This window comes from Pseudoalteromonas sp. BSi20429 (assembly GCF_000238895.1).
Lineage (GTDB): Bacteria > Pseudomonadota > Gammaproteobacteria > Enterobacterales > Alteromonadaceae > Pseudoalteromonas > Pseudoalteromonas arctica.
In genome coordinates, this window is sequence record NZ_BADV01000094.1 from 50,327 (window position 1) to 74,780 (window position 24,454).

The window sequence follows — 24,454 nt, forward strand, 5'->3', positions numbered from 1 at the left end:
ATGAAATATAATTTATGCAACGTTAAGATTTAAGGGTGTTTTGATGACTTCAAATCCGAATAAGCCGACTTTTAATACGGATCGAAGCCGTCTATTTAAAGATCGGTTTGCCAAGTTTGGCATAACCGCAGGTGGGATAATGGTATTGGTAGCACTGCTATTAATATTCTTTTACCTTCTTTATGTAGTACAGCCAATTTTTGAATCAGCAAAAGTAGAAAAACGCGATAGCTTTCATGTTGCTAATTCACAGCAAATAGCAGGCTTAGGTGTAGAAGAGCAAACTGAAGTTGCTTATTTACTAAGTCAGCAAGGTCAGGTTGATTTTTACAGTGTTGAGTCAGGTAGTTTTGGTAAAAAACTCAAAACACTTAATGCAGATTTACCAAGTGATGCAACAAGCTTTGCAACAAGCGCGCCTTTTCAAGGGCATTATGCGTTTGGTTTAGAAGATGGCACCGTAATGGTTGTTGCACCTAAATTTTTAGTTACCTTTCCAAACAACGAGCGTAAATTAACACCTCGCTTAGGTTTTCCTCTAGGGGAAATGGCTTTAGAAGTAGATGAACAAGGTGCAGCTATTAAACGCTTTGCATTTAGTCACTATGAAGACAAAACAGCGGTTGTAGCTCTTACAGAAGACAAGCGTGTATTATTTAGCAGCTTTATTGCTGAAGAGAATATGTTTACCGGTGAAGTAGAGTGGGTTGTTGAGCGTACAGAACTTGATGTTAATGGGCGTGTAGACGAGTTATTAATGTCGCCAGATACAACACGTACTTTTGTACGTTCTGCTAATCAAGTGTATGTATACGATACGCGTGACCCAAGTGATGTAGAGCAAATTCAGTTGCTTTCGGCTAACGAAGAAAATGCAAATATTGTATCTGCACAACTGCTAGCGGGCGCAAATTCACTCATGCTTGCTAATGATAACGGTGAGGTTTCGCAGTGGTTTGAAGTAAACACTGACACAGGCCGTGAATATCAAAAGATTCGCTCATTTGAAACAACTAAGCAAAGTAAATTAAATGTATTTACTGAGTTTTACCGTCGTACTTTTTTTACTACCGGCAATAATGGTGAGCTAGGTGTGTACTACACAACCAGCGAAGCAAAACTTTGGCAGGGGAAAGTAAGTGAAGGCGCAATAGAAAACTTTGCAATTGCACCACGTTCAAATGCTGCGTTAATTTTAGCGGATAATAAGCTAACAGTATTAGACATTCATAACGAGCACCCAGAAGTTACTTGGTCAGCACTTTGGCAAGAAGTGTGGTACGAAGGTTACCCAGAGCCAGGTTATATTTGGCAGTCAACATCAGCCAGTGACGACTTTGAATCTAAGTTTTCACTTGTGCCAATTTCGTTCGGTACATTAAAAGCAGCACTTTATGCGATGTTGTTTGCTGTACCAATCGCGCTTTCGGCGGCTATTTACACGGCATACTTTATGTCGAGCAAATTACGTAAAGTGGTTAAGCCTACCGTTGAAATAATGGAAGCATTACCAACCGTTATTTTAGGTTTTTTAGCGGGTCTTTGGTTAGCCCCATTAATAGAAGAGCACTTACCTGCCATTGTTGGGTTACTCATATTATTACCTTTAGGTATGTTAGCGACAGGTTTAGCCTGGACTAAATTACCAACAAAAATACGCCATAGAATTCCTGATGGTTCGCATTCAATCATCCTTATTCCGGTCGTTTTACTTATTGGTTGGTTTTCGTTTGCTATGAGCGAATTTGTTGAACTTTGGATGTTTGACGGCAATGTACGTCAGTACTTAACAAATGAGCTGGGTATGACATTCGATCAACGTAACTCGCTTGTTGTAGGTATTGCGATGGGCTTTGCGGTTATTCCTACTATATTCTCAATTGCAGAAGACGCGGTATTTAGTGTTCCAAAGCATTTATCAAATGGCTCATTAGCATTAGGTGCAACGCAGTGGCAAACACTAATACGTGTTGTATTACTAACAGCAAGCCCAGGTATTTTCTCTGCGGTAATGATGGGACTTGGCCGAGCAGTTGGCGAAACCATGATTGTACTTATGGCAACCGGTAATACACCGATTATGGATTGGAGCATTTTCCAAGGTATGCGTACGCTTGCAGCAAATATTGCAGTTGAAATGCCAGAGTCAGAAGTAGGTAGTTCGCACTATAGAATATTATTCTTAGCAGCCTTTGTATTATTCATATTCACATTCATTTTTAACACAGTCGCTGAGTTTGTTCGCCAGCAACTGCGTGAAAAATACAGCTCAATGTAAGCGGAGAGACATGACATGGTAAAGCAGTGGTTTAAGTCTGGTTCTCCTTGGATTTGGATGACCGGTGGTGCAGTGAGCATCAGTTTGATTTCAGTTTTAGGCTTATTGGCAATGATAGCCTGGAAAGGGTTAAGCTTTTTCTGGCCTTCAGAAGTTGTACAGTTTGAACTTGAAGGGTCGATTGCAAAGCAAACCGTTATTGGCGAAGTTTACGACCGTGAATTAGTACCAAAAACGCGTTTAGCCGCGACAGGTATTGATGTTAGCGGGTTTGAAAAAGAAGAAATAGAGCGCTTACTTATTAAAACAGGTAACCGCGAATATGTAGATTTAGATTTTCGTTGGATATTAGAAACCGACATAACAAATAAAACAGCACCAGCGGCGCTTGCAGTATTTGAGCGTAGTAAAAACGGTAACTTTTATGGTTATGTGCAAAACGTTATTAAAGACGGTCAACCGGTTAATGGCGATAAAATAGAAGCGCTACATGAGCTTGTTGAGCGTGCAGTTGATTTAAATGACGAAGCACTTGATTTGCAAAATGGCGACATTGGGCATATTAACTACGCACTTGAACGCTTACGTTTAAAAGAAAAAGGCTACTTACTTGATAACGCTCTCACTGATGAGCGTGTTGCTGAGCTTGCTCAAGCACGTGCTGAATTACGTGCAGAGTATGGTGTACTTGAAAAAGATTTATTTGCACTACGCAAACAAGCCAAACGTGACCACGTCACTGTAAAAGATATGCGCGGTGAAGTTGTTACAATTCCTATGTATCAAGTACTTGATGTTTGGTTTCCAAACGATATGGGCTTTTTTGCAAAGCTAGGCCACTACTTTGTGCAACTAGGTAAGTTTGTATCCGATGATCCACGTGAAGCAAATACAGAAGGCGGTGTTTTCCCTGCTATATTTGGTACTGTATTTATGGTTATGCTGATGGCTGTAATTGTGACGCCGTTTGGCGTTGTTGCTGCAATTTACTTACACGAGTACGCCGCAAAAAATGCAATCACTAAAATGATTCGTATCGCAGTGATTAACTTGGCCGGTGTTCCTTCAATTGTATACGGTGTATTTGGCCTCGGCTTTTTTGTATACATGTTAGGTGGTAGCTTAGACCAATTATTTTATCCAGAATCGTCGCCAACGCCAGTATTTGGTACGCCAGGTGTAATGTGGTCTGCATTAACGCTCGCCATACTAACGCTGCCAGTTGTTATTGTATCAACTGAAGAAGGTCTATCTCGTATTCCAAGTACCGTACGTGATGGTTCACTAGCGCTTGGCGCAACAAAAGTTGAAACGTTATGGCGCATAATTATTCCAATGGCAAGCCCTGCAATTATGACAGGTTTAATACTGGCAGTTGCACGTGCTGCAGGTGAAGTTGCACCGTTAATGCTAGTAGGCGTTGTAAAAATGGCCCCTACATTACCACTTGATGGCAACTTCCCGTATTTTCACTTAGATAGAAAGTTCATGCACTTAGGCTTTCATATATACGATGTTGGCTTCCAAAGCCCTAATGTTGAAGCGGCACGCCCGCTGGTATACGCAACGGCCTTTTTATTAGTGTCGGTGATTATTACCCTAAACATAACGGCCATTGGTATACGTAACCATTTACGTGAAAAGTACAGATCGCTTGAACACTAATTAGTAAAGATTTTATAGGTAACAAAAATGATTACAGTCGCTCCAAAAGTAAACCAAGCTAATATAGGCCAGAAGTTAGACCTAGAAAATTTAACGGATGACCAAAAAGCGCTAGAGATTAAAGATCTCGATCTTTACTACGGTGATAAGCAAGCGCTTAATAAAGTAAATATGAATATTCCAAAAGGCCAAGTAACTGCGTTTATTGGACCATCGGGCTGTGGTAAATCAACTCTATTACGTTGTATTAACCGCATGAACGATTTGGTTGATATTTGTCGTATTGAAGGTGAAATATTACTTCACGGTCAAAATATTTACGATAAGAGCGTAGATGTAGCAGCACTTCGTCGTAATGTAGGTATGGTGTTTCAGCGTCCTAACCCATTTCCTAAATCAATTTATGAAAATGTGGTTTATGGCCTACGCTTACAAGGCATTAAAGAGAAGCGTAAGTTAGATGAAGTGGTAGAGCAATCACTTCGTGGTGCTGCTTTATGGGATGAAGTAAAAGATAGATTACACGATAGCGCGTTTGGCTTATCGGGTGGTCAGCAACAGCGTTTAGTTATTGCTCGCTCAATTGCAATTGAGCCAGAAGTTCTTTTATTAGATGAACCTACATCAGCACTTGACCCTATTTCTACTTTGGTAATAGAAGAGCTAATAAACGATTTAAAAAACCAATTTACCGTTGTTATTGTTACACATAACATGCAACAAGCAGCACGTGTATCTGATCAAACAGCCTTTATGTATATGGGCGAATTGATTGAGTACTCAGACACAAATACCTTATTTACTACACCAACGAAGAAAAAGACCGAAGATTATATTACCGGTCGTTACGGTTAATTAGCCCGTTGTAGCGTGTTGTGCAAGATTAAGAGAGAAGGTAACTATGGAACATAATATTAATAAACATATTTCTGGGCGTTTTAACCAAGAACTAGAAAATGTACGTAATCATGTATTAAGTATGGGTGGCTTAGTTGAGCAGCAGTTAAATAGTGCGCTTGATGCGGTGAGTCGTAACGATGCAGAGCTTGCTCAAAAGGTACGTCAGAACGATTATAAAGTGAATGCAATGGAAGTAAGCATTGATGAAGAATGTACGCGTATTATTGCTCGTCGTCAGCCTGCAGCAAGTGACCTGCGTTTAGTGATTGCAATTGCTAAAACAATCGCCGATTTAGAACGTATTGGCGATGAAGCTGAGCGAATTGCTAAAGTTGCACTAGACTCATTTACCAAAGATCAGCAAGATTTATTAGTAAATATTGAAAATATGGGCCGCCAGGTTTTAAAAATGCTACACGACGTACTAGATGCATTTGCGCGTATGGATGTGCAACGTGCATTTCAAGTACATAAAGAAGATGCAAAGGTTGACCGCGAATATGAAGCCATTACACGTCAAATAATGACTTACATGATGGAAGATCCACGCTCAATACCTAAAATCATGGACTTAGTCTGGTCTGTTCGCTCATTAGAGCGTATTGGTGATCGCTGTCAGAACATTGCTGAATACATTATTTATTTTGTTAATGGCAAAGATATTCGCCATACATCTCAAGAAGATATAGAAAAATCACTATGATTTTTTACCCATCATGCTTTTCTATTAAAGCGGCTTAGTGTCGCTTTGTGTATTGCAAGCTTTAGTGAAGTAATAAAAAGCGTTCACAATCTTGGTTAATACTGTAAAATTCATGCTGCAAAGCATATCAATTTGATTAAAGGGTCAGTTATGCCTACAAACGCGTTTTTAGGAGTATTTGCAAAATCTCCTATCAAACCAATGGAAGAACACATCAAGAAGGTTCATCAAGCAAGTAAAGCTTTGATACCTTTTTTTAATCACGTATTTAAAGAAGAGTGGGTACAAGCAGAAGAGCTTCGCATCACTATTCGCAATTTAGAACGTGAAGCTGATGATATGAAAAGAGATATACGTTTACAATTACCGCGTGGTTTATTCATGCCGGTAGAGCGTACAGATCTTCTCGAACTAGTAACTCAACAAGATAAAATTGCCAATAAAGCAAAAGATATTGCAGGGCGAGTGATTGGTCGTGAAATGACCATTCCAAAAGTTATGCAAGCTGATTTCTTAGCTTACTTAACCCGTTGTGTAGATGCGACTAAACAAGCATCTAAAGCAATTAACGAATTAGAAGAATTGCTAGAAACGGGTTTTAAAGGTCGAGAAGTCACCTTAGTAGAAAAAATGTTAGTTGAATTGGATGCCATAGAACAAGACACGGACGAAATGCAGATAAAAGTACGCCGCCAGCTACGTGATGTAGAGGGTGAGTTAAATCCAATTGATGTTATGTTTTTATACAAAATCATTGAATGGGTTGGCGAGCTTGCAGATATTGCAGAGCGCGTAGGATCACGTCTTGAGCTGATGTTAGCTCGTTAATTTAAAATCAGTTCAAACACGAAAGATTAAGGTTTTACAATGGATATCATTGCATCTTACGGCACGGTATTAATTTTAATTGCCGCAGCAGTCGGCTTTTTTATGGCTTATGGTATTGGCGCGAACGACGTAGCGAACGCCATGGGCACATCTGTAGGTTCAAAAGCGCTAACAATCAAACAAGCTATTTTTATAGCGATGATTTTTGAATTTGCAGGCGCTTACTTAGCAGGTGGTGAGGTTACATCAACAATTCGTAAAGGAATTATCGATGCCGCACCATTTGCAGACATTCCTGAACTTATGGTTCTGGGTATGATTTCGTCTTTATTTGCAGCGGGTGCTTGGTTATTAATGGCCTCGTTCTTGGGTTGGCCAGTATCAACGACTCACTCAATCATTGGTGCAATCATTGGTTTTGCGTTAGTTGCTGTTGGTACTGAGGCGATTCAATGGGATAAAGTAGGTGGTATTGTTGGTAGTTGGATTATAACGCCCGCCATATCAGGCTTTATTGCATACTTAATATTTATGAGTGCACAAAAACTTATTTTTAATACAGATGCACCACTAAAAAATGCTAAACGCTATGTACCACTTTATATGGGTTTAGCAGGTTTTATAATGGCCTTGGTTACAATTAAAAAAGGCTTAAAGCATGTTGGTGTTGATTTAGGTGCAGCCGAAGGGTACGCCTTAGCAATAGCTGTAGCAGTTGTCGTTGCTATAATTGGTAAAATTGCTATTTCTCGTTTAAATATCGATCCAAAAGCAGATAAACAAATGCAATTCAACAATGTTGAAAAAGTGTTTGCTGTTCTTATGGTATTAACAGCATGTTGTATGGCCTTTGCACATGGTTCTAACGATGTTGCTAATGCAATCGGTCCACTAGCTGCTGTTGTAAATATTGTTGAAAACAATGGTGAAATTGCTAAAAAAGCGGCTATTGCTTGGTGGATTCTACCTCTAGGTGGTTTTGGTATTGTTGCGGGTCTTGCTATTTTGGGCAAAAAAGTAATTAAAACGATTGGTGAAGGCATTACACATTTAACGCCTAGTCGTGGTTTTGCTGCTGAACTAGCCGCTGCTTCTACCGTTGTTATTGCATCAGGTACTGGTATGCCAATCTCTACTACTCAAACCTTAGTAGGTGCGGTATTAGGTGTAGGTATGGCACGTGGAATTGGTGCACTTAACATGGGTGTTATCAGAAACATTGTAGTTTCTTGGGTAATTACATTGCCAGTTGGCGCTGCCCTTGCTATTGTTATTTTCTACGTACTAAGAACCGCATTTGGGGTTTAACAAAAAAGTACTCAAAGACTTTTAGCTTGAAAAGATCTCAATGCCCTAGGTGTTGGGGTCTTTTTATTTGTGGAAAGAAAAAATGACCAATCTTCCAAGTATCAAACAGCTACAGTATTTATTAGCTGTTCATCAACATCAGCACTTTGGCAGAGCTGCCAGTGCCTGTTTTATTGGGCAATCTACTTTAAGCAGTGCTATTCAAAATCTTGAAGAAACGTTGGGTTGCCAGCTTATTGAACGCGAAAATCGCAGCCTTATGTTTACCAGTATTGGTGAAGAGGTTGTTGAGCGCTCTCGTAAAATAATTAACGATACAATTAGTTTAAAAGAGCTCACTAAAAGCTTTTTAACACCACTGAGTGGTAAATTAACGGTGGGTGTTATACCTACAATTGCTAGCTTTATAGCGGCTCCTCTGTATCACTTTTGTAAAGAAACCTTTTGTGATTTAGAGCTGGTATTAATAGAAGATACGAGTGATAAGCTACTGGATAAACTTGAGCATGGGCATATTGATTTAGCGCTACTTGCACTGCCATACGAAACCGATAAATTTCATACACAAGTATTGGCAAAAGATCAGTTTAGTTTAGTGCACCATAAGGACTACAGCGCTGCAAAGGGCGTAGTCGACTTTAATCTATTACCAGAGGCTAGCGTATTCTTACTCGAGCGTGAGCACTGTATGACAGGCCATGCGCTTAGTGCATGTCATTTAAACCGTGCTAGTTGTATTAACCCATTTGAAGCAGCAAGCTTGCATACATTATTGAGTATGGTTGAGCATCAGCTCGGGGTGACTTTTTTACCACAAATGGCGATTAACGCCGGAATTTTAGATAATAAAAATATGGTGGCGACACCATCACAAAGCGATGCATATAGAGATATTGGCATATTGTGGCGTAAAACTACGGGGCGGATCCGCGACTTTAAGTTATTTAGTCAACAGCTTGAGATATTTTTAAAGCGCCAATGTAGTTTAGATTTTTCTAAATAAGAATAGGAAATGAATTAAAGCAGCCTATAAAGGCTGCTTTTGATTTTGAAGATGGCTTTCAAAAGGCTCAAGTTCGGGTAAAAATAGTAAATAAATCCATACCACCAAGTTAAAGTAAGGCACGCAACCTAATACAGTAAAAACCTTAACTGGGTAGCCTTTAATATTTGCGTAACGATAGCACTGATACGCGATTGCAAAATGTATAATCAGTAATAACATAACTAGCTGTGTCATACCTTTCTCCTTAAAAGCTTAAATAGCTTTGAAACCCACTATAAATATCAGTACTACGTCGCCAAAAGGTAATGTCATGTTTTTAAAGTGAAATACATCAAAAGGCACGACATTTTTTATTTGATACTGAAAGTATAGGCAAGAAAGGTAATATTGGTAGTAACAAATTGTTTAATTTTGTTTATTTTGGGCTAGCTTGTTGTTGGTAAAACGTTTTATTTTTTGAAATTTTTTCAAGTTCATCTTTTACTTTTTCAACAGGTACTGGGCGTGCAATAAAGTAGCCTTGTCCATAATCAACACCTATCTCTTTTAGTGCAAAAAATATCTCTTCGTTTTCAACGTACTCAGCTACAGAGCGCTTATCGAGAGACCGACTAATATCATTTATTGCTTTTACTAACGCTAAGTCTATAGGGTCATTAAGCATGTCGCTTACAAATGAGCCATCAATTTTTACATGTTGTGCTGGAAGCTGCTTTAAATAGTTAAATGTACTAAAGCCAGTTCCAAAATCGTCAATAGAAAAATGACAGCCTAAGCTATTAAGCTTCTCAATCATTTTACGAGTCGCTTTTAAGTTGTTAATACTTGCTGATTCAGTTATTTCAAAAATTATCCGCGAAGGGGGCACGTTATACTTTTCAAGGTTTGATTCAATTAATGGCAATAAGCGTTCATCTAAGAATGATTGTGCTGACAAATTAATAGCAACTTGGTTTAACTCTGGGTGCTTAGACACACAAGCAACGGCATTACGTATAACGCATTGATCCATCAAAAATGTGTCGTTAAGCATCTCTAAAGAGGGAATGAATTGATTTGGGTACACAAGTTCACCTTTGAGTTTTAAGCGTAAGAGCGCTTCAAAATAAGCAACTTTGCACTCTTTAAAATCCCAAATAGGTTGGTAATGCAGTTCAATATTATCTTGCTGCAGTGCTTGTCGAATTTCGTGACCCCATTCAAGCCCAGTTTGAAGCGTATTGTTTTGAGCGTCCTCTTTTGAGTAGCAATGTACTAAGTTACGCCCTAAATTTTTGGCAATATACAAAGCAATATCGGCTTGTTTTAAACACTCATTAGGGTCGTTATTTTGTGTAGTAATTTGAGTTAAACCGATAGAGCAGCTAATTGTGTATATCTGATCTTCTGATTTAAAAGCATGTTTTTCTATTGCGCTGCACACACCTTCAGCAATAAGGTGTGCATCCAGTAAATTCATATCGGTAAGTATGACTGCAAACTCATCGCCGCCTATTCGGCACACCAAATGGTCTTCGCCAATATTTGCTTTAAATAATTGCGCCACTTCTTTTAATACTATGTCACCTTGGTGGTGACCTTTGCTGTCGTTTATTATTTTAAAGTGATCGAGGTCAATATAAATAACAGCATGCTCTATGCCATCATACGTGTATTTATCTTGGCATATTTTATTAAGCTGTTGATCAAAGTAATAACGGTTATGTAAACCAGTTAATGGGTCATGGTGTGCTAAATGACGTAGTTGAATTTCTGCTTGTTTACGTTCGTGTATGTTGTCGATAGTGGCGGTTATGGTCGCGTTATTACGACTATTTTTGATTAGCTGTAATCTGCATTCGACCCAAATTAAATTGCCATTTTTATGGGTGAGCTTTACTTCTATTTGTTGCTGTTGCTCGCCACCATGTAAAATGTCATTAATAGTATAATTTAGTCTTCCTTTATCTTCGTTATTACAATAAGCGCTTAATGGGGTTTGTAGTGATGATTTAACACCAAAACCGCTCAATGCCTCCCATGCAGGGTTAATAAAACGAATATGCCCTTGCTGATCAAGCTCTAAAACAACCGTATTCAAATGCAATAAAATACGCTGATGAGCCGAAAATAACTCTTTGTAACGCACTTCGCTCACGCTTAGTTGCTCTACTTTGTAAGCAAACTCAGCATAACTCACCATAAAATCTTCACGTCGTGCGGCGTGGTCACACACTTTATTTAAAAATGAAGGGTCGTATGGGGCTCTAATAAAATCGGTAACACCAGACAGCAAAAGCTGCTCAGCGTAATCAGCATCATCACTTTCTATAATCGTAACAATAGCTTGTTTAGAATTGTGCTGTAGGATTTCTTCAACGAGTACACTCGAGCTCTCTGCACTTGATGTAGTGGCATCGAGTAGCACAATTGAAAACTGCTGTTGATTGTAAGCGTTTAGTGCTGCTTTGGCTGAGGTAACGTGAGTAATAGCAAAGTTTAACTTTAACTGATCACTAATTTTGTCGGCCGTATTTTGAAGCGGCTCTAATAGCAATAAATTTAGTCGGCTACTTTTTTCTAGGTGCGTAGATAAAACATTCGCAAGCACTTGAGGAAGCATGTCTTTATGTTCAAACGGCAGTACAGCATCTATTCCGTAGCTTCTGGCTGTTGTTTCGGCAATACGCTCACAGTAAATTGGCGGAATAAGTAAAATTGGGGTGTTTTTTGGTGTTTTTAATAATCCTGAGCGGATCATCCTCGAAAAGCGCCAGCCGTCAATTTTCCCAACATTAATGCCCGTTATTATAATATCAACAGGGTGTTGTTTTAAAAGCTTTAAAGCTTGTTGGCTGTCTTGGGCATCAATAAAGGTAAATACATTTAAGCTATCTAAAGTGCCCTTAATCGCGCGACGTTCAGCACTACTTGCGTTTAATATTAGCAATTTAAGCTGGTTTGGCACGTGTTGAACACCCCTAATGTAACTTATAATAATTCAGCCGAACAAGAATAGTGACATTTAACCATAAGAACAAGAAAATTTAATGAGAAACACGCAAACAAGATATTATAAGTTTGGCTGATTTCTTGAGCTTAATATCCGATACATATACACTTGGCGCGATTTTAAATGATGTGGATTACTAATTATGCGCGTGGCTGACTTTAGCTTTGACTTACCTGATGAATTAATAGCTCGTTTTCCTAAAGCGGACAGAACTAGCAGCCGTTTACTTACTTTAGATGGCCCAAGCGGAACTCTAGAACATAAAGTGTTTAGCGACATACTTGATTTAGTAAACGAAGGCGATTTGTTAGTCTTTAACAATACACGCGTAATTCCAGCACGTATGTTTGGTCAAAAAGCCTCTGGCGGCAAAGTTGAAGTGCTTGTAGAGCGAGTGCTAGATGAACATCGCGTACTTGCGCACGTACGCGCGAGCAAGTCGCTTAAGGTTGGTAACGAAGTTATTCTTGAAGGCAAAGCCAAGGCAATAATGGTTGCACGCCACGATACATTATTTGAGCTTGAGTTTGATCATAGCCAAAACGTGCTAGATATACTTAATGATATTGGTCATATGCCACTGCCTCCTTATATTGACCGACCTGATACCGAAGCTGATCGCGAGCGTTACCAAACTGTTTATGGAGAAAAGCCAGGTGCAGTTGCTGCGCCAACAGCGGGCTTACATTTTGACGATAAGTTAATGACGGCACTAAAAGATAAAGGTGTAAACATGGCTTTTGTTACTTTGCACGTTGGCGCCGGTACTTTTCAGCCAGTACGAGTGGATAGTGTTGATGAGCATGTAATGCATTCCGAGTACATTGAAGTACCCGATGATGTAGTTGCTGCCGTTGCACAAACCAAAGCAAGTGGCGGGCGCGTAATTGCGGTTGGCACAACATCAGTACGCTCATTAGAGTCGGCAGCTAAAGTTCACGGCGGCAAATTAGATACGTATTTTGGTGATACCGATATATTTATTTTTCCGGGTTACCAATTTAATGTTGTTGACGCCATGGTCACTAATTTTCACTTACCAGAATCAACGCTTATAATGCTAGTCAGCGCTTTTAGCGGACAAGACAATATTATGGGTGCATACAATACTGCAATAGAGCAGCAGTACCGATTTTTTAGTTACGGTGATGCGATGTTTTTAACACGCAAGTAACCGTTTATTATTTAATACTCAGTAAAAAACACTAAAAACCCCAGCAACGAAGCTGGGGTTTTTGTTTAGCATAATAAGCAAAACTGAATTTATCGCAGCTAATAGTATTAATGAGGCAAAAAGGGTAGAATCGAGCGGTTAAATTATAGCTTGTTGGACTGTTTTTCTGACATTGAGGATGATATGAAATTTGAATTAGATTGTACTGACGGAAAAGCGCGCCGCGGCCGCTTAATTTTTGACCGTGGTGTAATAGAAACACCTGCATTTATGCCTGTTGGTACTTACGGTACTGTAAAAGGTATGACGCCAGATGAAGTAAAAGCCACTGGTGCGCAAATATGTTTAGGTAATACCTTTCATTTAATGCTTCGTCCAGGTACTGAAATCATTAAGCAACATGGTGATTTACACGACTTTATGAATTGGGATTTCCCAATTTTAACTGACTCAGGCGGCTTTCAAGTCTTTAGCTTAGGCGCAATGCGTAAAATCACTGAAGAAGGCGTGTTGTTTCAATCTCCAGTAAATGGTGATGAAATTATGATGTCGCCTGAAAAGTCGATGGAAGTACAGCGCGACTTAGGCTCAGACATCGTTATGATTTTTGACGAATGTACGCCATATCCAGCAACTGAAAAAGAAGCTAAAGATTCTATGGAGTTATCTCTTCGTTGGGCTAAGCGCTCAAAAGAAGGGCATGGCGACAATCCATCTGCTTTGTTTGGTATTATTCAAGGTGGTATGTACCCAGAATTACGTGCACAATCGCAAGCAGGCTTAGAAGAAATTGGCTTTGATGGCTATGCATTAGGTGGTCTATCAGTAGGCGAGCCTAAAAACGAAATGATGAATATTCTTGATCATTGTGCGTTTAAAATGCCAGAAGATAAACCACGCTACCTTATGGGTGTAGGCAAGCCAGAGGATTTAGTTGAGTCTGTTCGCCGTGGTATTGATATGTTTGACTGTGTTATGCCAACACGTAATGCGCGTAACGGCCATTTATTCATTACCACGGGTGTAGTTAAAATACGTAACGCAGTACATAAAACAGACACAGGGCCACTTGACCCTGAGTGTGATTGCCATACGTGTGGAAACTATTCACGAGCTTATTTGCATCACCTTGATAAATGTAACGAAATTTTAGGTGCGCGACTAAACACAATTCATAACTTACGTTACTATCAACGTGTTATGGAAGGTTTACGTAATGCAATTAGCGAAGGTAAATTAGAAGAATTTGTACAAGATTTTTATGCTCGCCGAGGCCAAGACGTGCCAGAGCTAGTAGATATAAAAAATTAAACTTTAAAATTAAAGAGGAAGTATCATGAGTTTATTTATTTCAAATGCACACGCAGCAGCTGGTCAACCTGCGGCAAGCGGTGGTTGGGAAATGCTAATAATGTTAGCTATTTTCGGTTTGGTTTTTTACTTTTTAATCTACCGCCCGCAAGCTAAGCGCGTTAAAGAGCACAAAAGCTTAATGAGTATGATGGCTAAAGGCGATGAAGTACTTACCCAAGGCGGTTTAGTGGGTAAAATTGTGAAGATTTCTGAAGAGAAAGATTTCATCGTTATCTCTTTAAACGAGCAAGCAGAAGTAACAGTACAAAAATCTGCAGTATCTGCAGTATTGCCAAAAGGCACAATGAAGTCGCTATAAAAATAATAAGGACGACCCCGTGTTAAACAAGTTTCCAGTTTGGAAGTATTTACTTGTTTTAGCTGTGGTAGCCATTGGCCTTTTATATGCCTCTCCAAACTTGTATGGTCGCGATCCGGCTATACAAGTTTCAGGTGCTAAAGGCGCTGATGTCGATCTCAGTGTTGTAGACAAAGTAAACGCAATCCTTGAAAAAAATAATGTAACCGCTAAATCGACAATACTTGAAGATGGGCAAATTTTAGTTCGTTTAAAAAATGTTGAAGAACAGCTTAAAGCGCATGACTTACTGCGTGATTCGCTGAGCGACGATTACATTTCTGCTATTAATATGGCACCTGCTCAACCAGCTTGGTTAAAAGCGGTTGGTGGTAACCCTATGAAGCTAGGTCTTGATTTAAGTGGTGGCGTACATTTCACCATGGAAATCGACATGGCAACAGCGGTTGATAACCAGCTTGAGCAAATGGAACAAGATTTTCGTAGCGACCTGCGCGAAGAAAAACTACGTTACCGTAGTGTTCGCCGCGTAGCAGGCTCTGATCGTATGCGTGTAGAAATGCGTACTGAAGAAGACAAAAATGCAGCAGAGAGCTTCTTAGAAACTCGCTACCCGCTGAATGTCTACATTGATGACAGCAGTAACGATAAAGCATTTTTTGCGACAATGAGTGAACAAAAACTCAAAGAAATTCGTGACTACGCTATCAAGCAAAATGAAACGATTATTCGTAACCGTATCAACCAAATTGGTGTTGCAGAACCTAACGTACAACGCCAAGGCGCTGAGCGTATTATTGTTCAACTACCTGGTATTCAAGACACAGCACGCGCTAAAGAAATTTTAGGCGCAACAGCAACACTTGAATTTCGTGAAGTAGACGAAAACGCTGATATTAGCGCTGCTGCTCAAGGTCGTATCCCTGCGGGTACTGAAATGATCATGAGCCGCGACGGTTACCCTGTTGTACTTAAAAAGCGTATTATTCTAGAAGGCAGCCATATAACTGGCGCGCAATCTGGCGCTGATGAATACCAACGTCCGCAAGTGAGTATTACGCTAGATAGCAAAGGTGGGGCAAAAATGAATGCCTTTACCAAACGTGCAATTGGTAAGCGTATGGCAACGGTATTTATTGAGTACAAGCCATCAGGTAAAAAAGATGCAGACGGTAAAGCGCTTCCGCCTATTAAGGTTGAAGAAGTTATTAACGTAGCAACAATTCAAGCACGTCTTGATCGCTCGTTCCGTATTACCGGTATCGATAACCCAGCTGAAGCACATAACTTAAGTTTGCTACTTCGTGCAGGTGCGCTTGTAGCACCAATTCAAATTGTTGAAGAGCGCACTGTAGGTCCAAGTTTAGGTCAAGAAAATATTGAAGCGGGTATGACTGCGGTTGCACTTGGTTTTGCGTTTGTACTTGTGTTTATGCTTGTGTACTACAAAGGCTTTGGTATGGTTGCAAACCTTGCGCTTGCGGCTAACTTAGTACTGATTGTTGGTGTTATGTCTTTAATTCCAGGCGCGACACTTACGCTACCTGGTATTGCAGGTATTGTATTAACCGTAGGTATGGCAGTTGATGCTAACGTACTTATTTTTGAACGTATTCGTGAAGAGCTGGCCGATGGCCGCAGCCCTCAACAAGCGATTCATTTCGGTTACGATAGCGCATTTAGCACTATATTTGATGCTAACATCACCACGTTAATCGCTGCCATTATACTGTTTGCAGTAGGCACAGGTCCGATTGCGGGTTTTGCAGTGACACTTGCGATTGGTATTTTAACTTCAATGTTTACAGCCATTGTTGGTACCCGTGCGGTAATCAACTTATTTGTTGGTGGTAAACGTATTGATAAACTTTCGATTTAAGGAGCTGACATGCAAATTTTAAGTTTGGGTAGTAGAACCCTTCGTTTCATGTCTCTTCGTAAAGTGGCTATGGGTTTTTCGACGTTATTAATTTTAGCGTCGTTTGCATCAGTTTTTGTTAAAGGTCTAAATTTTGGTTTAGATTTTACCGGCGGTACTGCGGTAGAAGTTGGTTTTTCACAGCCAGCAGACCTTAAAAAAGTACGTGCTGCGCTAGCTGATAATGGTTTTGCTGATGCATCAGTACAACTATTTGGTTCAAGCCAAGAGATTTTAGTTCGTTTAGCACCGCGCGGTAGTGATGTTAAAGCTGAAGTAATTGGTAACCAAGTAATCGATGCGCTTAAAAAAGCTGATGACAGCGTAGTAATGCGCCGTATTGAGTTTGTGGGCCCAAGTGTAGGTGAAGACTTAAAAGAGCAGGGTGGCCTTGCCATGTTAACTGCACTTATTTGTATCTTAATCTACGTTGCATTTCGTTTTGAATGGCGCTTTGCTGTGGGTGCGGTAGGTGCACTACTACACGATGTTATTATTACTGTGGGTTTATTTTCGATATTAGGTTTAGAGTTTGATTTAACTATATTAGCGGCAATTCTTGCGGTAATAGGTTATTCACTTAACGATACGATTGTTGTATCTGACCGTATTCGTGAAAACTTCCGTAAAGTGCGCATTGACGATACTGTAGAAATTATTGATATTTCACTTACGCAAACACTTAACCGTACACTTGTAACTTCAATCACCACTATTTTAGTATTGATTGCTTTGTTTGCATGGGGCGGACAAACCATTCATGGCTTTGCAACTGCATTGCTGTTTGGTGTGTTTATTGGTACTTATTCTTCGATTTATGTTGCGAGCTCTGTTGCTATAGCAATGGGCGTAAGCAAAGAAGACTTAATACCAGAAGTAATTGAAAAAGAAGGTGCAGACCTAGACGCAATGCCGTAATAGAGTCTCATTAAATAAAAACCGCTCCTATGAGCGGTTTTTTTATACCTGCAATTTATTAATTGTTCAGGCGTCTAAGTTTTCATTAGCGGATGTAACAGTGCAAGCTTACGAAAACAGTGCTAACTTTGTAGTGTGAATCGGTAGGACCTTTTTGCAATAATATATAAATCGCCATAGGTTAAGTCACCGGCCACTGAGGCTAAAATAAGCCAAGTGTTATCGCTCTAGTTATCTATTTATTCATGTGCTCAAGGGATGCTTTAGAAGTGTTTAGCCTTTCAGCCAATAATAGGTAATTTAAACAAAGCAGGTAATTATTATGTTACCAATAAAAGTTTCTATCAGTGTATTTAGTTTGTTTGTAAGTTTTTCACTCATGGCGCAAGAGCAAATAATTAATGTTGCTCAAAAGCAAGATACCCAAAACGCACGAGAAGAATACCTCAATGAGTTATTAGTACGTGCACTTGAAAGTGTTAACTACTCCGGTGTTATCCGAATGACCCCCATATCAGAACTGCAAAAGCGTAAGTTAATAAACCTAGATGATAACGAATTAGATATGTATTGGAGTATGAGTAGTCCAGAGCGAGAGGCGCTTGCTTTGGCGATAAAAATACCACTATTTAAAGGCTATATAGGTAAGCGAGCTTTATTAACTAATAAGCAAAACTTGGCGCGCTTTAAAAAGGTAAAAAATATTGAGCAGCTAGCTACGTTTTCGGCTGTACAAGGGCACAACTGGCCAGATACAAGAATCATGTCCTATAACGGATTACATGTAAGGCCGCTTACTAACTACCAAGCCATGTTCACTTTAACGAGCCGTGGTCGAATAGATTACTTTCCTCGTTCGTTTATTGAGGTTAACTCTGAGCTTATTGAAAACAAACAAAGTAATTTAGTAATCGTGCCTAATTTATACATAAGTTATCCAACCGCTATTTATTACTTTGTGACTAAGAGTAAACCTGAATTAGCAAAGGCTGTTGAAGAGGGATTAATAATGATGCAGGAAAGCGGTGAGTTTGACGCATTATTTAATGAATACTTCGCAAAGGATTTAAATACACTACCTTATACAAAAGGCAAAACGATAGAGATTAAGCTCGATAACCCTTATTTTTAGGCACAAAAAAAGGAGCCTGAGCTCCTTTTTAGCATGCTATTAATAGCATCAAATTAGCGAAGTAACGACTCAGTTAGTACTGGACGAATTTCACGAATAATTGCTTGAGTCAATTTTGGTGAACCACAGATAATATTGCCGCTGTGGTTATAGTTATTACCACCAGCGAAATCTACAACCATACCGCCCGCTTCTTTAACCATAAGTTCGCCTGCAGCAGAGTTCCAAGGTTTTAAACCAATTTCAAAAAATCCATCAACACGGCCAGCTGCAACGTATGCCATATCTAAAGCAGAACAACCTGCGCGGCGAATGTCTGCAGTGTGTACAAATAATGCTTTAAACGCTTCAGTGTATGCATCCATGTGGTTTTTGTTTTTGAAAGGGAAACCAGTAGCAAGTACAGTGCCTGCAAGAACCGTAGTTTTGCTAACACGTAGACGTTTGCTGTTTAACTGAGTGCCTTGACCGCGAGATGCAGTGAAAAGCTCACCACGAATTGGATCATAAATAACAGCTTGGTCTAAACGACCTTTAACTTTAAGTGCGATAGAAACCGCGTAATGAGGGATACCTTTGATGAAGTTAGTTGTTCCATCGATAGGATCTACAATCCATTGGTAATCATCATCCTTGCCTTTATGCTCACCTAATTCTTCACCAACAATAGAGTGAGTAGGGTAAGACTGTAAAATAGTGTCACGAATTACGGCTTCGGCTTCTTTATCAATGTTAGTTACTAAGTCGTTAGCGCCTTTTTGTTGCACTTCAACTTTTGATAAATCTTCACTTGCGCGAAGTAAAATTTTGCCTGCGTTGCGCGCAGCGCGAACCGCAATGTTTAACATTGGATGCATGGTATTACCTTTGGGTTGTAAAAGAACGTTTATATATTTCAGCCGGCGTATTTTAGCGACTTTTGACATAAAGTAAACAATAAACCCCAAATACTTATGTTTGTTTTTTATACAAGATTGAAAAGTGTCTATATTTTTAAAAAATAATAATGAGCAATTAATAAGTCATCATGTTCCTTTGTGTGTTAATTAAATTGAATTAATTTTAAATAACGCTTTACCTAAAGTTAGCTTGAGGTTTTATCGTGCCCCTAACTTAATTGATAGGACAACATTATGTATTTAGAGCACGTAAACTTAGTCGCGAGTGATATAGGCAGCATGCTTAAATTTTATCGCGCTGTATTTCCACATTGGTCGATTAGAAGTGAGGGCAGAGGCGATTGGCATGGAAAACCAAGACGCTGGGTACACTTTGGAGATGACACGCATTACATTGCGATAAGCAGCCATGGTGAGGGTGAAAACAGAAACTTATCGGGCCATCAAATTGGTTTTGCACACTTTGCTTATGTAACTAATAATTTAAGCGCAGTAGTAATGCGCTTAAATAAAGTGGGTTTTACTCTAAGCAAGCAAGGTAGCGAGAATCCTTTCAGAAAGAATGTCTACTTTATTGATCCCGCCGGGTTTGAGGTGGAATTTGTAGAGTATTTAAGTGATGTACCAAGCGAGCGAAATAACGATTTATAATAAAATACTAAGCAGCACGCTAAAGTGCTGCTACTCAATTATAGTGAGCGGTTATTATTACCGGTGCCAAACTGGGTTTTTAGCTCATTTGCAAAGCTCATAAATTTTTCTTTAATTGTGCGCTTTATTTTTACTTCAACCGATCCCATAACTGCCTTTCCTTCAATATGAATAGTAGGACCTTGGCGTTTGTTAAGCGACACAGATTTATTTTCAAGACTACTTAAAATACAAAACATTTTAGACACTACATTTACATGCTCTGGTACGTAAATCTCATCGCTACCAAAAATACAGTTAACGTGAATAGTTACATTTTGATGCGCAAAAATGGCATCAGTAAAATCAAGTACCACCGATCCCATAAAGTTACTTAAATATATATTTTTTGGCACGACCCACTGACCGCTTCGTTCGTTAGAGCCTAAAATACTACGTAATGTAAAATCATCATCACTGTTTTGCTGTGCACTATAATGTGGTTTAAATTGCGATTGTTTTTCTGCTTTATATTGCTGATCGGTATTAAGTGTTAAGTCTTCTACTAAGGCTAAAAGAGCGTCGTTATTAGGTGCATCCATCGCGCTATCGAGTCGTCTCTCAAATGCATCAACAGAAATAACCCCATGACTGTAATTATAAATTAATTGGTCAATTACTTGTTCGCGTACTTGCTCTATTGGGCGGTCTTCAACTTTTACAGACATGGGGCATTCCTTATTATATTTACTATTGATACTGCTCTTGATGTTTATATGCAAAGCACGCACCAAATATAATCACCCTAATTATCAGTAGGTTAATTTATAATGATGTTTTTTATTTTGTTATATTAACGATAGATTAACCAAAAATGCAATTATCTAGCTATTTTCACTATTTGAGAAAGTTTTACCGAGTAGCCTGTAAATAGTTACACAACTATAGATAATGCCTCACTCCAAAATAAACTCAACCTATTGAAATATAAGTATAAATAAAGTTGGCCCAAAGCTCGCATTAGTTAAAGTGTCTTTAATCAAAAGGAGAAAGATTATGAAAACATTTAACAAGTCTATTATCGCAGCTCTAGTTCTTGGTACTACGGCTATGGGTGCCCAAGCAAACAGCTGGGAAAACGAAAGTAAAGATGCTTGGATTGATGGTAAGGCAGAAACAGTTCTACTTATGAACACTAATCTAAACAACTTTGACATTAACACTGATGTAAAAAATGGCAAAGTAGTACTTACAGGTAAAGTTAATAGCGAGCTTGATAAAGAGCTAGCAGAAGAACTTGTACTTAGCCTAGATGGTGTATCTGATGTTGATAACAGCCTTACTGTTGTTAAAAGCATGGATACCAAAGATAAAAGCAATGACATGATGGACGATGATGATAACGACCTAACGGACGCTAAAATCACCACTGTAATCACAACTCGCTTCCTGTTTGACTCAGAAGTTGGTGGTACAGACATCGATGTTGATACCGACAATGGTATTGTAACTCTGAACGGTTCAGTAGAGTCTGAAGCTGAAAAACAACTAGCAGTTAAAATTGCTAAAAATGCTGAAGATGTTCGTGACGTAGTTGATAAACTAGCTATTGTTGCTGAATAATACAGTATAGTTAAGGCCCACTAACACTGGGCTTTACGCCTTTTTAATGCTTAATTTAAATGGAGTTTAGTCATGGATATTATTCGTATAATACTTTCGGTTTTATTACCGCCATTAGGTGTGTTTTTGCAAGTTGGCTTAGGTATGCATTTTTGGTTAAATATTTTATTAACACTGCTAGGTTATTTCCCAGGTTTAATACATGCAATCTACATTATTGCGAAAAAATAATGACAGATTATATATTGTGTAAGCCGACTACTGAGGCCTAATGATACAATTGCCACAGTACTGTTCGGCTCACAATATTAGTTTTTAAATTAAATATTTTTTATCAAAATCTAATTTTTAATTTACTCAAACTAAGTGATTATTTCTTGTAACTCACTCCCAAAATTCCCTCAGCCAAACCATTGCTTACTTCAATTAAGCTTTCTAACTAACTGCAGTGTTCTGATTCTGTATTGATGCCAGTTAGGAAATCTTTAACATTAGTTTGTTTATATATCTACAATACGCGATTAATTACTCTATTATTTAGTGACAATATTACCATCACTTCTAGTGTTATCATTAAACCAAGCTTTTACGCATATTGAGGTAGCTAATTGAATATTCGACTTATACTGTCAGGCGTTGTGTCATTCGTTTTTTATTTTAGCTGGGCCTACTGGGCGAACAGTTCGGCAGATATTGCTAAATCGGTCACGCTTCAAGCTGCATTAGTACAAGGTTTGTATAGTGGATTTGTAACGCTGTTTTTTACTTTTATTTTAGAAAAGGTCGTCAACAAGTATAAGTCTAGTTATGTAACGCTTGCGTTTGTAACTCCAATTATTTGTATGTTTCATTCTAAAACACCACAAAACGTAGCAATACGACAAAGCTTCAATAATGCAATTAACTCTAGCGCCTCGTATTTAGGTAACAAAAAAATAGCAGGTGTACTTTTTGCGCCTATTATTCCGATTACTGTTCAATCGAGCTTAGTGATTATGGTGAATGTAATTAATCAGACACCTAATTTGGCACTTACAGTAGCCCCAAGCATATTTTTTACAGCCTTATATGCCTACACATATATGTTAGCTCTACTTAAAAAGTAGAGCGTTAAAAATAAAAGACTACATGTGGGAGGAGGGTTTTTATAATTTAACGCAGAGAATATCATGGGAAATATCTTACATTTTATGCTTATACCCACCTAAAAGATTACTATTTAAGCAGTTAGCTTACTGATTGTTAAAATAAAGGTGTTTGGTAGTGACAAGCACCTAAAAAGTTTTTATACTGCAACCCGCTTTAGTCGCTCTGTGACTGAACGCTTCAAAAATTAACTGTCTAGCAGTTATATAAAAGTTGGCCCCTTAGCTCAGTTGGTTAGAGCACACGACTCATAATCGTTAGGTCCCCAGTTCGAGTCTGGGAGGGGCCACCACTTTTACAAACTTTCCAAAAAAATACCTACTCAAATTATTTAATGCTACATGAATTTAACATCGTGTAATTTATTATTCTTTATCTACCCCTAATAATAAATATAATTTAAATAAAGTTAATCCATAGATTAAGCTAAGCTTTCTTAAATTTGAAAGAGTGCGAATGCACTATTAAATTCCAGCGTTAGATCGGACGCTATTCATGCTCTGTCTTGTAAATAATAATGAGCTGCACCTGATTTTAGAATACAAAAAAAGCCCCTATTGGGGCTTTTTACTTACTAGTGTTTACTTTTATTGCTCAAAACTACAAGAGTTAACTAATTTTTACGGTATATCTCATGCTCAATATCGTAAATATTTACGCTTAAACTGTCTGATGCTCTGCAGTATGTTTTTAAGCATGAAAGTAGCAGTTCGCTTAACATTTGTTTTTGCTCAATTGAGCGTCCCGCTAAAATATGTACCGCGATATGTATAAACCCTGATTTTCCTGCGCCAAGTTGATATTGCTGATAAGCAATAGCGCGTGTTTTGATGGTTTCTAATTCAAATAAGTTACTTTCGAAAGCGGTAGTGTGAATTTTTTCTACCAGTACTTGTGGTAAAACAGGGAGGTCTTCTGAGTGTTCAATAATAATGTGCGGCATTTAGGCGTTTCCTATTATGAGTTACTGCATGAGCGAGAGTTAATTGTATCAAATACAACAGGGTTCGCTAAACCCTGAGCTATCTAAAATCTTTACTTTAAACTAATTTAGTCGTATTTATTTTTGATGTTAGTATAAAAACAAACAGGTGAACCTTCGCTTAGTAACGTAGGTGCTAAGTTACTTATATATTAATTAAGGATAAGTATGAAATTACCACAAAAATTTAAACGTTTAGCTTTACTTACAGGTGCAGTTGTTACATTAAGTGCTTGCTCTGACGATGTTGCATCGGTAAGTCTGGGATTATTTACAACTAAAGATGTTGTGGTTAATTCGCAGCAAGATCCAATCCTTAAAGGTGTTACTTGTCATATTAGTCATATAGAGGCTAATTTGGACTTTTCTGATCCGTCTGATATGTCTATAGCATGTCGTCAAACAGGTCCTATTACAGCGCAGCAGCTACAAAAAATAGACCGTAGCAAGTCGGGCGAGGTGATATTCAAATCATCTAAAAGTATATTATTTAAATCACTAAAAGTGCGCCGTATTTACGATGCTGAGAATCGTACTTTATTGTACTTATCGTATTCAACTAAAGAATCCAGTGGTAGCCACCACCATGCACTATCAACAGTGCCGCTATACAATACTCAAGCGTGGGATTGGGCGCTTACACAAAAAAACTAAACTAGCACTAAAACTTATAAGAGCAC

At 38.7% G+C, this 24,454-nt stretch carries 23 protein-coding genes and 1 tRNA gene; 19 read left to right on the top strand and 5 right to left on the bottom strand.

What is annotated here, in order from left to right; genetic code table 11:
- The first annotated feature begins 43 nt into the window (after nucleotides 1-43).
- The 7 genes from P20429_RS02305 (at nucleotide 44) to P20429_RS02275 (ending at nucleotide 8,685) form a co-directional block, all read left to right on the top strand.
- A complete protein-coding gene (locus P20429_RS02305; protein WP_024592495.1) occupies nucleotides 44-2,278 on the top strand; it encodes an ABC transporter permease subunit in 2,235 nt (744 codons plus the stop codon).
- 15 nt (nucleotides 2,279-2,293) lie between these two features.
- The gene (gene pstA / locus P20429_RS02300) at nucleotides 2,294-3,943 is read left to right on the top strand and encodes a phosphate ABC transporter permease PstA (RefSeq protein WP_007586463.1); all 1,650 of its coding nucleotides are present in this window, start codon (nucleotides 2,294-2,296) and stop codon (nucleotides 3,941-3,943) included.
- Between the two features lie 27 nt (nucleotides 3,944-3,970).
- Nucleotides 3,971-4,798 (top strand): phosphate ABC transporter ATP-binding protein PstB, encoded by an 828-nt coding sequence (gene pstB, locus P20429_RS02295; protein WP_007586464.1) that lies wholly within the window; start codon nucleotides 3,971-3,973, stop codon nucleotides 4,796-4,798.
- A gap of 46 nt (nucleotides 4,799-4,844) precedes the next feature.
- Nucleotides 4,845-5,546 (top strand): phosphate signaling complex protein PhoU, encoded by a 702-nt coding sequence (gene phoU / locus P20429_RS02290; RefSeq protein WP_007586465.1) that lies wholly within the window; start codon nucleotides 4,845-4,847, stop codon nucleotides 5,544-5,546.
- 150 nt (nucleotides 5,547-5,696) lie between these two features.
- On the top strand, nucleotides 5,697-6,374 hold the full coding sequence (locus P20429_RS02285; protein ID WP_002957838.1) for a TIGR00153 family protein: 678 nt from the start codon (nucleotides 5,697-5,699) through the stop codon (nucleotides 6,372-6,374).
- A gap of 39 nt (nucleotides 6,375-6,413) precedes the next feature.
- A complete protein-coding gene (locus tag P20429_RS02280) occupies nucleotides 6,414-7,682 on the top strand; it encodes an inorganic phosphate transporter (protein WP_007586466.1) in 1,269 nt (422 codons plus the stop codon).
- 82 nt (nucleotides 7,683-7,764) lie between these two features.
- Nucleotides 7,765-8,685 (top strand): hydrogen peroxide-inducible genes activator, encoded by a 921-nt coding sequence (locus tag P20429_RS02275; protein WP_007586467.1) that lies wholly within the window; start codon nucleotides 7,765-7,767, stop codon nucleotides 8,683-8,685.
- Between the two features lie 24 nt (nucleotides 8,686-8,709).
- Here P20429_RS02275 and P20429_RS02270 read toward each other — a convergent pair whose 3' ends face one another.
- Nucleotides 8,710-8,922, bottom strand: coding sequence for a hypothetical protein (locus P20429_RS02270; protein ID WP_002957835.1), 213 nt, complete (start codon nucleotides 8,920-8,922; stop codon nucleotides 8,710-8,712).
- A gap of 181 nt (nucleotides 8,923-9,103) precedes the next feature.
- Nucleotides 9,104-11,635 carry a GGDEF domain-containing protein gene (locus P20429_RS02265; RefSeq protein WP_007586469.1) on the bottom strand — a complete coding sequence of 844 codons (2,532 nt, stop codon included), beginning with the start codon at nucleotides 11,633-11,635 and terminating at the stop codon, nucleotides 9,104-9,106.
- A 187-nt stretch (nucleotides 11,636-11,822) separates the two neighbouring features.
- Here P20429_RS02265 and queA point away from each other — a divergent pair, with 187 nt between their 5' ends.
- The 6 genes from queA (at nucleotide 11,823) to P20429_RS02235 (ending at nucleotide 18,494) form a co-directional block, all read left to right on the top strand.
- A complete protein-coding gene (gene queA / locus P20429_RS02260; RefSeq protein WP_007586470.1) occupies nucleotides 11,823-12,854 on the top strand; it encodes a tRNA preQ1(34) S-adenosylmethionine ribosyltransferase-isomerase QueA in 1,032 nt (343 codons plus the stop codon).
- 183 nt (nucleotides 12,855-13,037) lie between these two features.
- Nucleotides 13,038-14,165: a tRNA guanosine(34) transglycosylase Tgt gene (gene tgt / locus P20429_RS02255; RefSeq protein ID WP_007586471.1), complete on the top strand. Its 1,128-nt coding sequence runs from the start codon at nucleotides 13,038-13,040 to the stop codon at nucleotides 14,163-14,165.
- A 25-nt stretch (nucleotides 14,166-14,190) separates the two neighbouring features.
- The gene (gene yajC / locus P20429_RS02250; RefSeq protein WP_007586472.1) at nucleotides 14,191-14,526 is read left to right on the top strand and encodes a preprotein translocase subunit YajC; all 336 of its coding nucleotides are present in this window, start codon (nucleotides 14,191-14,193) and stop codon (nucleotides 14,524-14,526) included.
- A 19-nt stretch (nucleotides 14,527-14,545) separates the two neighbouring features.
- Nucleotides 14,546-16,405: a protein translocase subunit SecD gene (secD, locus tag P20429_RS02245; protein ID WP_007586473.1), complete on the top strand. Its 1,860-nt coding sequence runs from the start codon at nucleotides 14,546-14,548 to the stop codon at nucleotides 16,403-16,405.
- A 9-nt stretch (nucleotides 16,406-16,414) separates the two neighbouring features.
- Nucleotides 16,415-17,362 (top strand): protein translocase subunit SecF, encoded by a 948-nt coding sequence (gene secF / locus P20429_RS02240; RefSeq protein WP_007586474.1) that lies wholly within the window; start codon nucleotides 16,415-16,417, stop codon nucleotides 17,360-17,362.
- 322 nt (nucleotides 17,363-17,684) lie between these two features.
- Nucleotides 17,685-18,494 carry an ABC transporter substrate-binding protein gene (locus P20429_RS02235; RefSeq protein WP_007586477.1) on the top strand — a complete coding sequence of 270 codons (810 nt, stop codon included), beginning with the start codon at nucleotides 17,685-17,687 and terminating at the stop codon, nucleotides 18,492-18,494.
- Nucleotides 18,495-18,547: 53 nt separating this feature from the next.
- Here P20429_RS02235 and suhB read toward each other — a convergent pair whose 3' ends face one another.
- Nucleotides 18,548-19,351: an inositol-1-monophosphatase gene (gene suhB / locus P20429_RS02230; protein ID WP_002957826.1), complete on the bottom strand. Its 804-nt coding sequence runs from the start codon at nucleotides 19,349-19,351 to the stop codon at nucleotides 18,548-18,550.
- A gap of 276 nt (nucleotides 19,352-19,627) precedes the next feature.
- On the opposite strand from suhB, the gene P20429_RS02225 reads away from it, so the two are divergent.
- Nucleotides 19,628-20,044 (top strand): VOC family protein, encoded by a 417-nt coding sequence (locus tag P20429_RS02225; protein ID WP_007586479.1) that lies wholly within the window; start codon nucleotides 19,628-19,630, stop codon nucleotides 20,042-20,044.
- Between the two features lie 38 nt (nucleotides 20,045-20,082).
- Here P20429_RS02225 and P20429_RS02220 read toward each other — a convergent pair whose 3' ends face one another.
- Nucleotides 20,083-20,751 (bottom strand): LiaF domain-containing protein, encoded by a 669-nt coding sequence (locus tag P20429_RS02220; RefSeq protein ID WP_007586484.1) that lies wholly within the window; start codon nucleotides 20,749-20,751, stop codon nucleotides 20,083-20,085.
- Between the two features lie 328 nt (nucleotides 20,752-21,079).
- Here P20429_RS02220 and P20429_RS02215 point away from each other — a divergent pair, with 328 nt between their 5' ends.
- The 4 genes from P20429_RS02215 to P20429_RS02200 all read left to right on the top strand — a co-directional run bounded on the left by P20429_RS02215 (nucleotide 21,080) and on the right by P20429_RS02200 (nucleotide 23,084).
- On the top strand, nucleotides 21,080-21,646 hold the full coding sequence (locus P20429_RS02215; protein WP_007586486.1) for a BON domain-containing protein: 567 nt from the start codon (nucleotides 21,080-21,082) through the stop codon (nucleotides 21,644-21,646).
- Between the two features lie 72 nt (nucleotides 21,647-21,718).
- The gene (locus tag P20429_RS20445; RefSeq protein WP_002957822.1) at nucleotides 21,719-21,877 is read left to right on the top strand and encodes a YqaE/Pmp3 family membrane protein; all 159 of its coding nucleotides are present in this window, start codon (nucleotides 21,719-21,721) and stop codon (nucleotides 21,875-21,877) included.
- Nucleotides 21,878-22,254: 377 nt separating this feature from the next.
- A complete protein-coding gene (locus P20429_RS02205) occupies nucleotides 22,255-22,752 on the top strand; it encodes a hypothetical protein (protein ID WP_081473447.1) in 498 nt (165 codons plus the stop codon).
- 255 nt (nucleotides 22,753-23,007) lie between these two features.
- Nucleotides 23,008-23,084, top strand: a tRNA-Ile gene (locus tag P20429_RS02200).
- A 321-nt stretch (nucleotides 23,085-23,405) separates the two neighbouring features.
- Here the strand turns inward: P20429_RS02200 and P20429_RS02195 are convergent.
- Nucleotides 23,406-23,735: a 5-carboxymethyl-2-hydroxymuconate Delta-isomerase gene (locus P20429_RS02195; RefSeq protein ID WP_002957818.1), complete on the bottom strand. Its 330-nt coding sequence runs from the start codon at nucleotides 23,733-23,735 to the stop codon at nucleotides 23,406-23,408.
- Nucleotides 23,736-23,942: 207 nt separating this feature from the next.
- Between P20429_RS02195 and P20429_RS02190 the strand changes: the two genes are divergently transcribed.
- Entirely contained in the window at nucleotides 23,943-24,428 is a 486-nt protein-coding gene (locus P20429_RS02190; RefSeq protein WP_007586492.1) for a CreA family protein, read from the top strand.
- Nucleotides 24,429-24,454: the final 26 nt, after the last annotated feature.

Bases quoted from the DNA above. Each gene is read 5' to 3' on its own strand.
- yajC (WP_007586472.1), top strand. From the start codon at position 14,191: ATGAGTTTATTTATTTCAAATGCACACGCAGCAGCTGGTCAACCTGCG.
- P20429_RS02285 (WP_002957838.1), top strand. From the start codon at position 5,697: ATGCCTACAAACGCGTTTTTAGGAGTATTTGCAAAATCTCCTATCAAA.
- P20429_RS02215 (WP_007586486.1), top strand. From the start codon at position 21,080: ATGAAAACATTTAACAAGTCTATTATCGCAGCTCTAGTTCTTGGTACT.
- P20429_RS02190 (WP_007586492.1), top strand. From the start codon at position 23,943: ATGAAATTACCACAAAAATTTAAACGTTTAGCTTTACTTACAGGTGCA.
- P20429_RS02275 (WP_007586467.1), top strand. From the start codon at position 7,765: ATGACCAATCTTCCAAGTATCAAACAGCTACAGTATTTATTAGCTGTT.
- secF (WP_007586474.1), top strand. From the start codon at position 16,415: ATGCAAATTTTAAGTTTGGGTAGTAGAACCCTTCGTTTCATGTCTCTT.
- phoU (WP_007586465.1), top strand. From the start codon at position 4,845: ATGGAACATAATATTAATAAACATATTTCTGGGCGTTTTAACCAAGAA.
- suhB (WP_002957826.1), bottom strand. From the start codon at position 19,351: ATGCATCCAATGTTAAACATTGCGGTTCGCGCTGCGCGCAACGCAGGC.
- tgt (WP_007586471.1), top strand. From the start codon at position 13,038: ATGAAATTTGAATTAGATTGTACTGACGGAAAAGCGCGCCGCGGCCGC.
- pstB (WP_007586464.1), top strand. From the start codon at position 3,971: ATGATTACAGTCGCTCCAAAAGTAAACCAAGCTAATATAGGCCAGAAG.
- pstA (WP_007586463.1), top strand. From the start codon at position 2,294: ATGGTAAAGCAGTGGTTTAAGTCTGGTTCTCCTTGGATTTGGATGACC.
- P20429_RS02225 (WP_007586479.1), top strand. From the start codon at position 19,628: ATGTATTTAGAGCACGTAAACTTAGTCGCGAGTGATATAGGCAGCATG.
- P20429_RS02235 (WP_007586477.1), top strand. From the start codon at position 17,685: ATGTTACCAATAAAAGTTTCTATCAGTGTATTTAGTTTGTTTGTAAGT.
- P20429_RS02195 (WP_002957818.1), bottom strand. From the start codon at position 23,735: ATGCCGCACATTATTATTGAACACTCAGAAGACCTCCCTGTTTTACCA.
- P20429_RS20445 (WP_002957822.1), top strand. From the start codon at position 21,719: ATGGATATTATTCGTATAATACTTTCGGTTTTATTACCGCCATTAGGT.
- queA (WP_007586470.1), top strand. From the start codon at position 11,823: ATGCGCGTGGCTGACTTTAGCTTTGACTTACCTGATGAATTAATAGCT.
- P20429_RS02280 (WP_007586466.1), top strand. From the start codon at position 6,414: ATGGATATCATTGCATCTTACGGCACGGTATTAATTTTAATTGCCGCA.
- P20429_RS02220 (WP_007586484.1), bottom strand. From the start codon at position 20,751: ATGTCTGTAAAAGTTGAAGACCGCCCAATAGAGCAAGTACGCGAACAA.
- P20429_RS02270 (WP_002957835.1), bottom strand. From the start codon at position 8,922: ATGACACAGCTAGTTATGTTATTACTGATTATACATTTTGCAATCGCG.
- P20429_RS02305 (WP_024592495.1), top strand. From the start codon at position 44: ATGACTTCAAATCCGAATAAGCCGACTTTTAATACGGATCGAAGCCGT.